Below are 13,529 nucleotides of genomic sequence, written 5' to 3' on the forward strand. Positions count from 1 at the left end.
CAATCGCATATGGCGGTCATTTTAATCATAGACGACGGCTCCAGGAAGCCAGGAGATTATATCGTCGCTTTGCGCAGGAGCAGATAAGACGCAGCCGCGAATACAACGATGAAAGGAAGCATCCACAGGATATAGTCGACAGCGGTCTGGTTCCCCATCCACTCAAAGATGGCAGGATACCAGTTCAGATAATTGGCCAGAAACCCCAGCACGGTGCCCGCTACCAGCAGAATGCCTGAAACGATAAACATGCCGTTTTTCCCCGTACGCTTGTGTACCGCAGCAATCAGGATCCCCAGATAGTGCATGAACAACAAGATGACAAGCGGCACCGTTAATTGATTAATGAGCGGACCATCGGTGATATACGGCAGATGGAAGAAATTCAGATCGCTCCCCCAGTCGTCCGTCCATCCTTCCGCAAGACCAAGAAGAAACAGCATAATAGCGGATCCGACGCTAGAAAGAAGGATCATGGCCGAGGTTCCGAGAAAGTAATCCGTTCGGCTTACACTCATGCCAAGCGCGAACGGAAATGTCTGTGCCAGCGTAATAATACCGGCTACAAACATATAAATGTAAATGGAGGCAAGCCCACCGGTCTTGAGAGGTTCTTCAATAAAAATACTGATACCCAGATTGACTATGAAGCTGGAAAGCATGACCAGCCAAGGGACGATAAACCACGACCATTTATCCCTGCTGTGCATTTTCACAACGCTTGCGACTCGGTTCATCAGACTTCGACCGCCTTTCTTTGCGTTTTGCCATTCGTCAGATAGATAATCAGCTGCTGGAGAGATACGGGAGCAAGCTCAAGTCCCAATGCTTCTGCCTGCCTGCGTTCCCCGGAATCCCAATGGCCCATTACGGTTGCTGTGACCAGGTTGCCGAAAGGCTCCCGATGGATGACTTCCTTGCCGGCCGTGAAGGATTCAACAGCAGCTTTTGGCCCGGCCAAGGTGAATGCCCGGCCGCGCAGCGCCTCGGCATCCTCATCAATAATCAAGTTCCCGTTATCGATCACCATCACATGCTCCAGAATGCGGCTTACTTCATCGATGAGATGCGTGGACAGAATGACCGTCCGGGGATGCAGCGAATAATCTTCAATCAACCGGTCGTAAAACAGGCTGCGGGCCACCGCATCCAAGCCCAGGTAAGGCTCATCGAATATCGTGAGCGGCGCACGGCTTGCAAGACCGACAATAATGCCGACGGAGGAGAGCATCCCTCTGGAAAGCTTCTTCATTCTCCGTTTCAGCGGGAGCCGAAACTCCTCGGCAAGCGAAAGCGCATAGTTGTGATCCCAGTTGGGAAAGAAGGACGCAGATATATTCAGCACGTCGATAATACGGTAAACATCGGGATATTTCTGGCTTTCCTTGATAAAACAAATCTGGCTGAGGACGCGGTTATTCTCGTAAGGATCTTCCCCGAATACTTTAAGCTCCCCGCTTGTGGCGAACAGCTGGGCGGTGATCATATGCATGATCGTGGTCTTCCCGGCCCCGTTCCTGCCCAGGAGTCCGTAGATCTTCTCTTCGTCCATGGAGAAGCTGACATTATTGACTGCCTTCATATCTCCATAAGCCTTAACCAACCGGTTCAACTCGACTACTTTACCCATCATGCATTGTCCCCTTTCCGGATCATGTCCGTTAACTGTTCGGCCGTGATCCCAAGCTTCTTCGCTTCCCGGACCATTGTGACCACAAACTCTTCGAAAAATTGTTCCTTCCGCTTCTCAATCACTTTCGCACGAGCGCCCTCTGCCACAAACATGCCAATCCCCCGCTTCTTATACAAAATCCCATCGTCAACAAGCATATTCACACCTTTCGCCGCTGTTGCCGGATTTATCTGGTAAAAGGCGGCAAACTGGTTCGTCGAAAGAACCTGCGACTCCTCGGGCAGTACGCCCTCAATAATGTCATCTTCAATCCGTTCTGCGATCTGAACAAATATCGGCCGGCTGTCATCAATCAAAAATGCCATTTCCTTATCACCACCAAACTGGTTAACTACTCATGTAACTAACTATATAACTGAAAGATGATGCTGTCAACAGATTTTCAAAAAAATAGGCTGCTTCCGGTCTTTCACGCGGGTGCTATAAAATAATCTCCCCTTCCAGGCATGGCTTCACAGCGGATACAGGCCATAAAAAGAGAGGACAGCGATTAGCCCGCCGTCCTCTGCAATTAAAGAATATATCAGGATTTTCTCCTCATTTATGATTGGACATTTGACCACAAAAAAAGACCGGTAGATATCATGTCTGAACTGTGACCCGTAAGATGGACACTTTGAAAAAAGTGCCCCTCTTACGGGTCATTTTGTGTTTTAATCGAACTATATAACGACGAGCGAGGTATGGGATCATGGGAAAAGCTAGGGGAGCATCAAGAACCTTTACGGAACAAGAGATGAGGCAGCTGGAGTTAAATCCGAATGTACGCCGTGTATCGGACACCACCATCACGTACGCTCCAACATTTAAAACCGCTGCTGTTCAGGCCTATCTGGAGGGGCAGACGCCCATGGAAATCTTCTACGCAGCCGGTTTTAATATGGACGTCATCGGGCATGAGAAACCCAAAAAGTGTCTGTTACGTTGGCGACAGGTCTACGCCTCTCAGGGTGAAGCTGGCCTATTGGAGGAAAAGCGTGGAAAAGAAAGTACGGGGAGAACAACTGCCGGGGAATTATCGGTTGAAGAGAAACTCAGACGCGCGGAAGCCCGAATTAAGCTTCTTGAGGCCGAAAACGATCTTCTAAAAAAGCTCGAAGCGCTCGAAAGGCAAACCAATAAGGCCTTAACGTCTTCCGGGCGCTTTCAGATCATTAACCAAACCATTCGTAGGCATAGCTTGCGGCGTTTAACCCGCTTTCTGTGTCAGGCAGCTGAGGTCAGTACAAGTGGCTATTACCGCTGGTGCAGAGCCGAAGAAGAGCGTCAACTTCGAGAGGTTGTAGATGAATACGATGTGCAGCTTATTCAAACCCACTTTAACCAGCTCAATGGCAAAGCCGGTGCATTGGGGATTAAAATGCGGCTTGAACGACTTAACGGTGTTGTCATGAACCACAAGAAAATTCGTCGTTTGATGCGAAAATTCAAGCTAAGGGCCACGGTACGTCAAGCCAATCCTTATCGCAAAATGGCCAGAGCGACGCAAGAACACCGGACGTGCGAAAACCTTTTGAAACGGCAGTTTAATCCGGGCGAACCCGAAAAGGTGCTGCTCACAGACATTACCTATATGCGTTATGGTGGAGGCCAATGGGCGTATTTGTCCTGTGTGAAGGACGGAGCAACAAAACAGATCCTGGCGCATTGCTTATCTTCGACCTTGGAGCTTTCTATTGTGGAACGAACGCTGGAAAGATTGCAAACGCGATTGGATGGAACCCTCCACCCCGAAGCCATCCTTCACTCGGACCAGGGCATGCACTACACGCACCCTAAAATCCGCCACCTCATCCAGCAGGCGGGCTTCCAACAGTCGATGTCCCGTAAGGGCAATTGCTGGGATAATGCTTCTATGGAGTCCTTCTTTGGCCATATGAAAGACGAGCTCCTGTACAGCGACTGTCAGACGTTAAAGGAACTACGAGTACGTGTGAATGAATACATCTTGTACTACAACTCCGAACGCTATCAGTGGACATTAAAAAAAATGACTCCTGACGAATTCAGAAGTCACCTCTTGACGGCTTAGGGTTATAGGTCTTTTTTCAACATGGTCCATAAATCGGGTCACAGTTCAGTCCAGATATCTTCCGGTCTTTTCCTCACGCGCCGAGGCATCTCCGCTTGCCGATCTTGACCGGACTGCGCCGCGGCGCTTCTCCGATGCGTTCGTTTATTCCCGTTCAGCCGCCGATTTCGTCCATATTGGCCAATTCATAAATCGCCCGGGCATAAATAGCTGTCGCCCGCAGCAAATCCTCAATCTCCATATACTCGTCCGGCTGATGCGCCATGTAGGCTCTTCCGGGAAACAGCGGGCCGAAGGCGACGCCGTTCGGAATCTGGGAGCCATAGGTTCCGCCCCCGGTGGATAGCAGCTCCGGCTCCAGACCGGAAGCTTCCTGATATACTCGCTGCAAAATCGGGATCATGGGATGATCAGCCGGTACCGCATGCGGTTTCTTCAGAATTGGCTGATCGACAATAAACCCGTAGCGGCCTGCCTTTTCCGCGATTTGCCGAAGAATCCAGGCATCTTCCCCGCATGCGGGATACCTCAGGTTCAAATGGAAGAAGGATTCACCCTCCGGATCAAATATCATAATGCCTGTATTAATGGTGAGAGAACCCGTGATTGCATCCTCCATCTCCACTCCGAATTTACGCCCGAAGCTGTCGTGGTACATCGAATCGTCCACACAGGCGACGAACGACTCCGCATCCGGCTGATAACGGTATCCGCGCAGAAAATGCAGCAGCTCAAGGCCCGCATTGACGCCCTTCTGAGGCTCCATGCCGTGAGCGGATTTCCCGGCCATCGAGAAAACCATCTCCCCGCCGCTGCTTTCAGTTCTGCCGGTCAGCCCCTCATTGGAGCAGTAAACCTCATAAGCTGCCGCCATCGTTGCCAATTCTTGTCTCTGCCCCCGCACGGTGGCTTGGGCAGCTTCTGGCACCATATTGGCGATGCCGCCCGCATCGAAACGTACCAGCTCGAACATCCCTGCACCCGGCTCTGAATGCTCACCTGCACCCGGCGTTCGTTCCGATCTCTGCAAAATCAGCCTGGTGTTGATCTGCCCCTTCTCCGCATTGACGATCGGGAATTCGGCGTCCGGCGTAAATCCGCACAGCGGCGGCGGTTCCAGCTCCCGATAACGCTGCATGCACGAGCTGGCATGCTCCTCGTCCGTTCCGAAAATCAGACGGACATTATGCTTCAGCGGCAATCCCAGGCGCTTTACAATGACAAGCGCGTAGAAAGCGGCCATCGCCGGCCCCTTATCATCAATTGCGCCTCTGGCGAAAATCCGGCCGTCCCGGATGGACGGCTCGAAGGGAGGAGTTGTCCATGCACCCGTCGCCGGAACAACATCAAGATGGCTCAGCACGGCAATATAAGCCTTAGCTCCGGGAGCGGAAGGCCCGTACTCCGCATAACCGGCGTAGCCTTCCAGATTGCGGGCGTGGAATCCTTCCCCCGCGGATAAATCCAGCATAAACTGCAGCGCCTCGGAAATCCCTTTCCCCATGGGCTTTCCCACAGCGCTCGAACCCGGATCCTTCACACTTTCGTAGCGCAATAAAGCAACAAGATCGGCCAGCAGCCGATCTTTGCTCCGCATCACTTCATCCATCCAATCGATGCCGGAATTATTGTTCATCGCTTGCCTCCTGCTTCAGGCGGTTCTGTGCCATCTCTCCATCTCCATACAAATGGCAGGCTACCCAATGGTTCGGACGCGCCTCCCGCCACTGCGGCACCGTCTTCGCGCACTCTTCCGTAGCGAACGGACATCTCGTGCGGAACCGGCACCCGCTCGGCGGATCGATGGGGCTTGGCAAATCACCCTGCAGCAGAACCCGCTCTTCACGGCTTCGTTCCAGATGAGGGTCGGGCACGGGAATCGCGGACAATAGCGCCCGTGTATAAGGATGCAGCGGCTCTTCGAATATTTCATCGCTGTCCGCCAGCTCCACCATATTGCCCAGATACATAACGCCGATGCGATCGCTGATATGCTTGACCATCGACAGGTCATGCGCGATGAACAAATAAGTCAGACCCAGCTCGCGCTGCAGCTTGCGCAGCAGGTTCACGACCTGCGCCTGGATGGACACATCCAGCGCCGAGATGGGCTCATCCGCTATAATAAACTCCGGATCTACCGCAAGCGCGCGGGCAATGCCGATCCGCTGCCGCTGTCCGCCCGAGAACTCGTGCGGGAAGCGTTTGGCATGATCCTTGTTCAGTCCGACCAGCTCCAGCAGCTCGATGACCCTATTATGACGCTCCGTGCGGTTCTTCGCCAATCCGTGCGCATCCATGCCTTCGGCTATCAGATCCTCTACCGACATCCTCGGATTCAGGGATGCATAGGGATCCTGGAAAATCATCTGGACGCTGCGGCTCAGCTTCTTCAATTCAGCCTTCGATTTCTTGCCGTGGACCGGCTCCCCCGCGAACTTGACGGAGCCTCCCGTCGCTTCATACAGGCGGATCAGCGTCCGTCCAAGCGTGGACTTCCCGCAGCCTGATTCTCCGACCAGTCCTAGGGTCTCCCCCTTGTATATGTCAAATGTGACGTCTTCAACCGCCTTCAGCGTCTGTCCGCCGCCCACGTGAAAATATTTTTTCAAATGATCCACTTCAACCAGAACTTCTTTATCCTTCGGCATTATTGCTCACCTCCTGCACTTGCCGGACGGGCAACCTTCGGCGCTCGCGGGTCCTGCAGCCAGCATGCCGCCCGGTGCGTGGGGGAATGCTCCGTCTGCTCCGGCATATGGGCAAAGCAAACCTCCATCGCATGTGCGCACCGCGCGGCGAACGGGCAACCCACAGGCGGATGCATCATATCCGGAGGCGTACCCGGGATTGATATCAGCTCGTCCGATTTCTCATGGAGCTTGGGCATGGATGCCAGAAGCCCCCATGTATAAGGATGACGGGACTCGTAGAACACTTCGTCTACCGTTCCGGTCTCGACAATCTTTCCCCCATACATGATCGCGACCCGATCCGCCATATTCGCGACGACACCCAGATCATGCGTAATCAGAATGATCGAAGTTCCTGTTTCCCTCTGCAGCCTGCGCATCAAATCCAGAATCTGGGCCTGAATCGTAACGTCAAGCGCCGTGGTCGGCTCATCTGCGATCAGCACCTTCGGATCGCAGGCAAGCGCCATGGCGATCACGACGCGCTGTCTCATCCCGCCGGACAGTTGATGCGGGTACTGCTTCATCCGCTTATCCGGATTCGGAATTCCGACCAGGGCAAGCAGCTCCATGACTCTTTGGACCGCATCGCTCTTGCCGAGCTTCCGGTGCTTCTGAATCACTTCCAGGATCTGTTTGCCGATGGTTAGCGTCGGATTGAGCGAGGTCATCGGGTCCTGGAAGATCATCGAGATCTCCGAACCGCGGATCTCCTGCATTTGTCTCTCCGGCAGGGAAGCCAAATCCTTGTCTTCGAACCGGATTTCCCCCTGCTTGATGCGGGCGGAGCGGGCCAGCAGCCCCATGATGCTTTTCGAGGTCACCGATTTGCCCGAGCCGGACTCACCGACAATTGCCAGCGTTTCACCCTTCTCCAGAGAGAAGTCGACTCCCCTGACCGCATGAACTTCACCGATATAGGTATAGAAGCTGACTTCCAAATCTTTAACCTGCAGCAATGCACCCATGGTATTCCTCCTCTCCGCCTTTATTTTCTCATTCGTGGATCAAGCGCATCGCGCAGGCCGTCTCCGAGAATATTAAATGTTACCATCAACGCCACAATAACAACGACAGGCATCATCAGCAAATAATAGTGCGAGTTAATCATTTGGAAGCCGTCTTGAATGAGGACGCCAAGCGATGCTTTCGGCGCCTGAAGCCCAAGTCCAATGAAGCTCAGGAACGCCTCCGTGAAGATCGCGGTCGGGATGGTGAACATCGTATTGATGACAACGATCCCGATCGTGTTGGGAATCATGTGCTTGAACACGATCCGCGTCCCCGATGTGCCGAGCGTCCTTGCAGCCAGCACGAATTCCTGCGACTTCAGCTTCAGCACCTGCGCGCGCACCAGACGGGCCATGTTCACCCAGCCTGTAATGGACATCGCAATCATAATGGTAAATATATCCGCTTTCATGATCATGAGCAGCAAAATGATGATGATCAGGCTTGGGACGCCAATAAGAATTTCAACGATACGCTGCATGACGTTGTCTACTTTGCCGCCGGCAATAGCGGAGATGGCGCCGTAGGCCACACCTACGATCAAATCCAGCGCGGCTGCGAGTACGGCGATAAGCAGCGATATCCGGGTTCCGTACCAGACTCTCGCCCATTGATCGCGGCCGAATTTATCCGTTCCGAACCAGTGCTCGGCATTGGGCTTCTGGAAGGCAACGGAGTAGTCCGTCGCAAAATAGCTGTAAGAGGTCAACCATGGTCCAATAATCGCCAGAATGACCAGTATGGCAAGAATGAACAGGCTGATCATGGCTGCTTTGTTCTGCTTCAGGCGTATCCAGCTGTCCTGGAAGGCCGATAAAGGCGGGCGGGAAATCTTCTCCTGATCCTCCGCCTTCGCCTTGGCGGGAACAAACAAGCTGTCTATATTGTGCTGCAAGCTTCACTCACTCCTTTCCTCCCGCAAGACGGATGCGCGGATCGATCAGACTGTAGAGCACGTCTACAATCAGCATAACAAGTACATAAAAGGCGCTATAAAAAATGGTAATTCCCATAATCGTCGAATAGTCGTTCATCTTGATGGAATCGACGAACAAGCTGCCGATGCCGGGAATTCCGAAGATGTTCTCAATGACAAGGGAGCCGGTCAATAAACCGACGACGATCGGTCCCAGAACGGTAATGACGGGAATGAGCGAATTGCGCATCGCGTGGCGGAACAGCACCGTCATCCGGCCAAGCCCTTTGGCCCGGGCTGTCGTAATATAATCCTGCTGCAGCACCTCGATCATCTCTGTCCGGACGAACCGGGCAATGACCGCGATGACCCCGACGGACAGGGCGAGCGAAGGAAGCACGGAGCTTGAATAGCTTTCCCAGAAGGCGACGGGAAACAGCCCCCATTTGAGACCCGCATAATATTGAAGCAGCGCAGCGAGCACGAAGTTGGGAACCGATACCCCAAGCACAGCGACAACGGTCGTGAAGTAATCCCATATCGTATTATGGCGATAGGCTGCAATCATCCCGAGTATCAGACCCAGCGCAAGCCCCAGTACAATCGCCTGCAGTCCAATTAACGCGGACGGGCCGATGCGGTTGAAGATAATGTCTTTGACCGGCTGCCCCGTATAGAAGAAAGAGGTGCCCAGATCGCCTTTGGCGACATTGCCCACATATTTCACATACTGCACCATGACCGGATCATTCAGGCCATACCGCTCATAAATGATCTCACGCTGCTCGACAGGAAGCTTGGCCAGCTTCTCCTCATCGAACGGCGTTCCCGGCAGCTGCTTCATGAGGAAGAATGTAGCCGTCAGAATGATAAATAAAGTCAGAATCAAATAAATAATCCTGACAACGAGATACCGCTTCATTTGTTCACCCCTTTGCACCGAATAATGGGGAAGGAGAGAATCTCCCCCCTTCCCTCATAATCCTTTGCGCAATCCTTATTTTTTCGTTACATATTTGAATTCAACCGGGTTGGCATATGGGTGGTAAATCAAACCTTCCACATCGGGTTTAATCAGCTGCGCTACCCCTCTGTGATAGATCGGAGCCGTAACCACATCGGTTTGAACCAGCAGCTTCTCGGCTTGAAGCAGAAGATCGGTACGTTTTTTATCATCCGTTTCACTTTTGGCGGAGGCAATCAACTCGTCATACTGCTTGCTCTCGTAGTTGCCGCGGTACGGCGAATGATTGCTCCACAGATCCAGGTAAGTCATAGCATCATCGTAATCGGCGCCCCAGGCGGTGATCCCGAATTGATAATTGCTGTTATCCATCAGCTCGTTGCGCGCTTTTACGGTTTTGGTATCGATGGCAACATCGATGCCGAGGTTCGTTTTGAATTCGCTTTGCAGGAACGTAGCGACGTCTCTGGTCTCCGAATCATCCGCTACGAGCAGCGTAAGCTTCGGCGTTTTACCCAATTCCTTCACGCCTTGCTCCCAGTAGGTTTTCGCTTGCGCGGCATCCACCTTGAACAGATCGCCTTGAAGCTCGCGGAAGGTTTTCTCGCCATCGCCGCTCATCATCTCGGGAACCATGCCGACTGCGCCTTTAGCGCCGTTCTTCAGGACATTATCAGCCAGCGAGCTCGTATCGTAAGCAAGCTCCAGCGCTTTACGGATATTCACATTGGAAACGCCGTCCGCCTTCAGGTTGAACTGCAGATAGGTCGTCCGGAAATTAATCAATTGGGAGAACTCCGCATTATCCTTATTGCTGTCCACATCGGTAGCGCTGAGCAGGACACGGTCCAGATCTCCGGCTTTGTATGCGTTCAGCGCCGTGCTTTGTTCTTTAATCACGCGGACATTTACACTATCCAGATGGACATTTGCCGCATCCCAATAATCTTTGTTTTTCTCAAGGGTCGCTCCGGAAGCCGGATCGAATTTCGTCAGAACGAACGGTCCTTGATACAGCACGCTTTGCGGATCCAATCCGTAGCCTGCTCCTTTGGACTTCACGAATTCTTCATTCAGCGGGAAGAAGACCGACATCGTCGTCAAGCGAAGGAAATAAGGAGTCGGTTTTTTCAGCTGAACGACCAGGGTTTTGTCATCTTTGGCCTGAATGCCCACTTGATCGGCGCTGCCCTTGCCGCTTGCGTATTCTTCGCCGCCGGTGATGTAATCAGTCATGATAAAAGCATAACCGTTCTTGGAGGTTTCGGCGTTCATTTCAGCCAGCCATGCATATTTGAAGTCAGCCGCCGTAATCGGCGTGCCGTTGCTCCATTTGAGACCGTCCCGGAGCGTGAACGTGTAAGTCAGCTTGTCATCCGAGATGCTGACTCCTTGAGCCAGCGCCTCTACCGGATTATTATCTTTATCCAGACGGTACAGGCCTTCTCCGACATTGTTCAGAATCGTCCAGGAAATATCGTCGGAAGCGGACAGCTGGTTCAAATCCTTCATTTCGTTCTCGACATACACATTCAAGGTTTGAGCCGCGGCAGGCGGCGCAGCGTTCGTATCATTCGTATCCGTTCCTGTGGACGGCGAATTCGTATTGCCTCCCGAGAAATTGCAGCCTGTCAAAACGACAGTAAGAATCAGTATAAAGCTGAGCGAAGCTAACCATTTGTTCTTCTTCATCCCGTTCACCTCATGATGTTTTTTTACAGCCGGAAGGCCGCTTTATTCTCGCCTACTATAATGCCGTTATCATTGCGGATTTCTAAAGGGGTTAGTTTATACATCCGGCGGATCGTCTCTTTGTTCGAGTATCCGATTTGCTCCAGAATTGAAGCGACGATGATCGGCCAAGGGTTCTCCGAGCCGTCAATGACCTTGAGCGCGAAAGCGATCCGCTCTTTTTTGAGACCGAAGGCATAGAAGCCCTTCGCTCCGCCTTTCGCTACAATATTGGGATCCCGCAGCAATTCGGAACAGATGAAACCGTGACTTGCGACCATATCCGGGTGGGCGTTCATATAACCCGTAATTTGAATAGCCGCCTCGCGGACCGATTCATCGGCAATCAGATCCGGACAGGCAAGCTTCAGATAGGCGCTTGCGCTGAATTTCAGAGGCAAGGCGAATACGGGAAAGCCGCATCCGTCGACAGCGATATGAATATCTTCAACCGGACATCCCGATAATTCGGACAAAACCTTCAAAATGCGCTGCTGCACGGGATGCTGGATGTCTCCGTAATTTTCGGTCGGATATCCCATCACTTTGCATAAGGCAAGTATGCCCAAATGTTTGCCGGAACAATTGTGGCAGATGCGCCTTGGAGGCAGCCCCTTCATCAGGTAATCGAGCTTCGGCTCGTCGTTCAGGGGAATCGTGGGGTGGGTAATCAATTGCGATTCCGATATGCCCGTTTTCCGGAGAATGGACTCCAGCGCGCTTATCTGGTATTTCTCGCCTCTTTGCGAGGCTGCGAAGAGCGCCGCCTCTTCCCCGGCCAATCCGAATGTCTCGACAACCTTGCCCTGCATAACGGGAATGGCCTGGAACGGTTTGGCGGAAGAGCGGAGAAATGCCGGATGGTCCGCATTGCCGACCTCGTACAGGACTTCACCAAATTCATTCACGCCGCAAAGAACACCCATATGAACATTTTCCAGTACGCTGCCGCGGTACTGCTCGACCAAAGCGCTCAATTTCATTTTTCTCACACTTTCTTTAAGGTTGTTTGTCTAACTGTAAAGCGAGTGCGCCGGCTCCCATCACGATCGCCTGCCCCGCAAGCTCGGAAGCGATCACCTTCAGCGAGTCCCTGAACTGCTCCCAAATCACGGTCCTGCACTGTTCCTGAATCAGCTCCAGAATTTCTCCGTAATTCTCCACCAGGTCTCCGCTGATAATGACCGTGTCGGGGTTGTACAGGCAGACAATATTATTGATCGTGATCCCGATGTAAAGCGATGTGCGGTGCATAATTTCCATTGCCCACGTCTCTTGGGCCCGCGCGGCTTCAAACAGCTGCATAATATCCTCGATCGGCTTGATTCTGCGGGCTTCGGCGAGCAGAGCGGATTCCTCGATGTAGGTTTGCAGACAGCCCCTTTTGCCGCATGAGCACAAGTTGCCGTTCGGATCCAGGGTTGTATGGCCCAGCTCCCCGGCGCTGTTGGAACCCCCGCGGAAGATCTCTCCGTTAATAATCAGGGAAGCCCCGATCCCGGTACCGACATTAATCAGCACGGTCTTATCCAGGCCTTTGGTTGAGCCGAACAAGTACTCCCCCAGAATCTTCACCTTCAAATCGTTGTCGATCACGGTATTGAAGCCGGTTGCTTCAAAAAGCATCGCCGACAAGGGAATGTTCCTCCATCCCAATGTCGCGGACAGCAGGACAATGCCTCCGGCATGATCGATCACCCCGGGCGTCCCGACCCCGATGCCGGCAACCTTGGAGCGCTCTATTCCCCGATCCTCCAGACACTGCCGGACGGTCTGTGCGATAAGCGCAGCCGTTGCTTCAGGCGCAGCCTCCTCGGCGGTATGGACGACCTGCTCCTTCAATACGAGCTTCTCGCTGAAGTCCATAACGCCGATCAGGATGCGCTTTTTCTGGATATCCACACCAATGGAATATCTTCCGCCCGGTTCAATGTCCAGCTTGATCGCTTTGCGCCCTACGCCGGTAGAGGTGAGTGACGTCTCTTTAACCAGACCTTCCCCGCTCAGCTCGTTCACGATGCGACCGATCGAAGTGGCGCTCATTTTTGTTGCCTTGGATATCTCTGCGCGGGAGATAGGCCGGTGTTTGCGGATGACCTCGAGTACCAATTGCTTGTTATGCAGCTTGATTACCTCTTGGTCCTGCTTCACCATTTGCTTTATATCCACTCCCAAAACAACCTCCATCCATTTAATAACACCGTGTTATTAATTAGGCCGAAAAAAAATATATTTCCACAATAAACCGATTTTTTGCCCCCCCTGTTGGACAATCACAGAGCATGTTTGCTAATAATTAATAACATCATGTTAATAATGCAATAGTAACAGCCCTATTTCCATTCGTCAATTCCTTTTCTTCCATATGTAATATTCATGTTATATATTTTTTAATTTAGCGTTAGTTTATATGACACTTTCTCTCAGGAACGTCTAACCGCATCGAACGATAATCGTATGAAAAAGCAAAAACCGGCCGCCTCACAGGC

At 52.4% G+C, this 13,529-nt stretch carries 12 protein-coding genes; 1 reads left to right on the forward strand and 11 read right to left on the reverse strand.

The features are described from left to right. Window positions 1-56: 56 nt before the first annotated feature. From ACFOLF_RS15865 to ACFOLF_RS15875, 3 genes are read right to left on the reverse strand one after another with little or no spacing between them, the layout of a single operon-like run. Window positions 57-737, reverse strand: coding sequence for a hypothetical protein (locus ACFOLF_RS15865; protein WP_210043673.1), 681 nt, complete (start codon window positions 735-737; stop codon window positions 57-59). Next, a complete protein-coding gene (locus tag ACFOLF_RS15870) occupies window positions 737-1,630 on the reverse strand; it encodes an ABC transporter ATP-binding protein (protein ID WP_210043790.1) in 894 nt (297 codons plus the stop codon). Before ACFOLF_RS15870 ends, ACFOLF_RS15865 begins: the two co-directional genes overlap by 1 nt. After that, a complete protein-coding gene (locus tag ACFOLF_RS15875) occupies window positions 1,630-1,998 on the reverse strand; it encodes a GntR family transcriptional regulator (RefSeq protein ID WP_210043703.1) in 369 nt (122 codons plus the stop codon). The genes ACFOLF_RS15870 and ACFOLF_RS15875 overlap by 1 nt, the downstream gene beginning before the upstream one ends. Before the next feature lie 386 nt (window positions 1,999-2,384). On the opposite strand from ACFOLF_RS15875, the gene ACFOLF_RS15880 reads away from it, so the two are divergent. Beyond that, complete coding sequence (locus ACFOLF_RS15880) at window positions 2,385-3,725, forward strand: IS3 family transposase (protein ID WP_379219474.1); 1,341 nt, start codon at window positions 2,385-2,387, stop codon at window positions 3,723-3,725. Between the two features lie 154 nt (window positions 3,726-3,879). Here ACFOLF_RS15880 and pepV read toward each other — a convergent pair whose 3' ends face one another. The 8 genes from pepV to ACFOLF_RS15920 all read right to left on the reverse strand — a co-directional run bounded on the left by pepV (window position 3,880) and on the right by ACFOLF_RS15920 (window position 13,209). Next, a complete protein-coding gene (pepV, locus tag ACFOLF_RS15885; protein WP_210044953.1) occupies window positions 3,880-5,361 on the reverse strand; it encodes a dipeptidase PepV in 1,482 nt (493 codons plus the stop codon). Then, window positions 5,351-6,376, reverse strand: a complete 1,026-nt coding sequence (locus ACFOLF_RS15890; RefSeq protein ID WP_210044954.1) for an ABC transporter ATP-binding protein — start codon at window positions 6,374-6,376, stop codon at window positions 5,351-5,353. The genes pepV and ACFOLF_RS15890 overlap by 11 nt, the downstream gene beginning before the upstream one ends. Then, complete coding sequence (locus ACFOLF_RS15895; protein ID WP_210044955.1) at window positions 6,376-7,386, reverse strand: ABC transporter ATP-binding protein; 1,011 nt, start codon at window positions 7,384-7,386, stop codon at window positions 6,376-6,378. Before ACFOLF_RS15895 ends, ACFOLF_RS15890 begins: the two co-directional genes overlap by 1 nt. A gap of 20 nt (window positions 7,387-7,406) precedes the next feature. Then, window positions 7,407-8,324: an ABC transporter permease gene (locus ACFOLF_RS15900; RefSeq protein ID WP_210044956.1), complete on the reverse strand. Its 918-nt coding sequence runs from the start codon at window positions 8,322-8,324 to the stop codon at window positions 7,407-7,409. 7 nt (window positions 8,325-8,331) lie between these two features. Further along, window positions 8,332-9,267, reverse strand: a complete 936-nt coding sequence (locus tag ACFOLF_RS15905; RefSeq protein WP_210044957.1) for an ABC transporter permease — start codon at window positions 9,265-9,267, stop codon at window positions 8,332-8,334. A gap of 75 nt (window positions 9,268-9,342) precedes the next feature. Then, complete coding sequence (locus ACFOLF_RS15910) at window positions 9,343-11,001, reverse strand: peptide ABC transporter substrate-binding protein (protein ID WP_210044958.1); 1,659 nt, start codon at window positions 10,999-11,001, stop codon at window positions 9,343-9,345. A 23-nt stretch (window positions 11,002-11,024) separates the two neighbouring features. Further along, complete coding sequence (locus tag ACFOLF_RS15915) at window positions 11,025-12,023, reverse strand: asparaginase (protein ID WP_210044959.1); 999 nt, start codon at window positions 12,021-12,023, stop codon at window positions 11,025-11,027. Window positions 12,024-12,039: 16 nt separating this feature from the next. Further along, complete coding sequence (locus ACFOLF_RS15920; RefSeq protein WP_379113758.1) at window positions 12,040-13,209, reverse strand: ROK family transcriptional regulator; 1,170 nt, start codon at window positions 13,207-13,209, stop codon at window positions 12,040-12,042. Window positions 13,210-13,529 lie beyond the last annotated feature (320 nt).

Origin of the sequence: Paenibacillus sepulcri, from assembly GCF_042647105.1 — a bacterium.
Taxonomy (GTDB): domain Bacteria; phylum Bacillota; class Bacilli; order Paenibacillales; family Paenibacillaceae; genus Paenibacillus_Z; species Paenibacillus_Z sepulcri.

Bases quoted from the DNA above. Each gene is read 5' to 3' on its own strand.
- ACFOLF_RS15865 (WP_210043673.1), bottom strand. From the start codon at position 737: ATGAACCGAGTCGCAAGCGTTGTGAAAATGCACAGCAGGGATAAATGG.
- ACFOLF_RS15870 (WP_210043790.1), bottom strand. From the start codon at position 1,630: ATGGGTAAAGTAGTCGAGTTGAACCGGTTGGTTAAGGCTTATGGAGAT.
- ACFOLF_RS15875 (WP_210043703.1), bottom strand. From the start codon at position 1,998: ATGGCATTTTTGATTGATGACAGCCGGCCGATATTTGTTCAGATCGCA.
- ACFOLF_RS15880 (WP_379219474.1), top strand. From the start codon at position 2,385: ATGGGAAAAGCTAGGGGAGCATCAAGAACCTTTACGGAACAAGAGATG.
- pepV (WP_210044953.1), bottom strand. From the start codon at position 5,361: ATGAACAATAATTCCGGCATCGATTGGATGGATGAAGTGATGCGGAGC.
- ACFOLF_RS15890 (WP_210044954.1), bottom strand. From the start codon at position 6,376: ATGCCGAAGGATAAAGAAGTTCTGGTTGAAGTGGATCATTTGAAAAAA.
- ACFOLF_RS15895 (WP_210044955.1), bottom strand. From the start codon at position 7,386: ATGGGTGCATTGCTGCAGGTTAAAGATTTGGAAGTCAGCTTCTATACC.
- ACFOLF_RS15905 (WP_210044957.1), bottom strand. From the start codon at position 9,267: ATGAAGCGGTATCTCGTTGTCAGGATTATTTATTTGATTCTGACTTTA.
- ACFOLF_RS15910 (WP_210044958.1), bottom strand. From the start codon at position 11,001: ATGAAGAAGAACAAATGGTTAGCTTCGCTCAGCTTTATACTGATTCTT.
- ACFOLF_RS15915 (WP_210044959.1), bottom strand. From the start codon at position 12,023: ATGAAATTGAGCGCTTTGGTCGAGCAGTACCGCGGCAGCGTACTGGAA.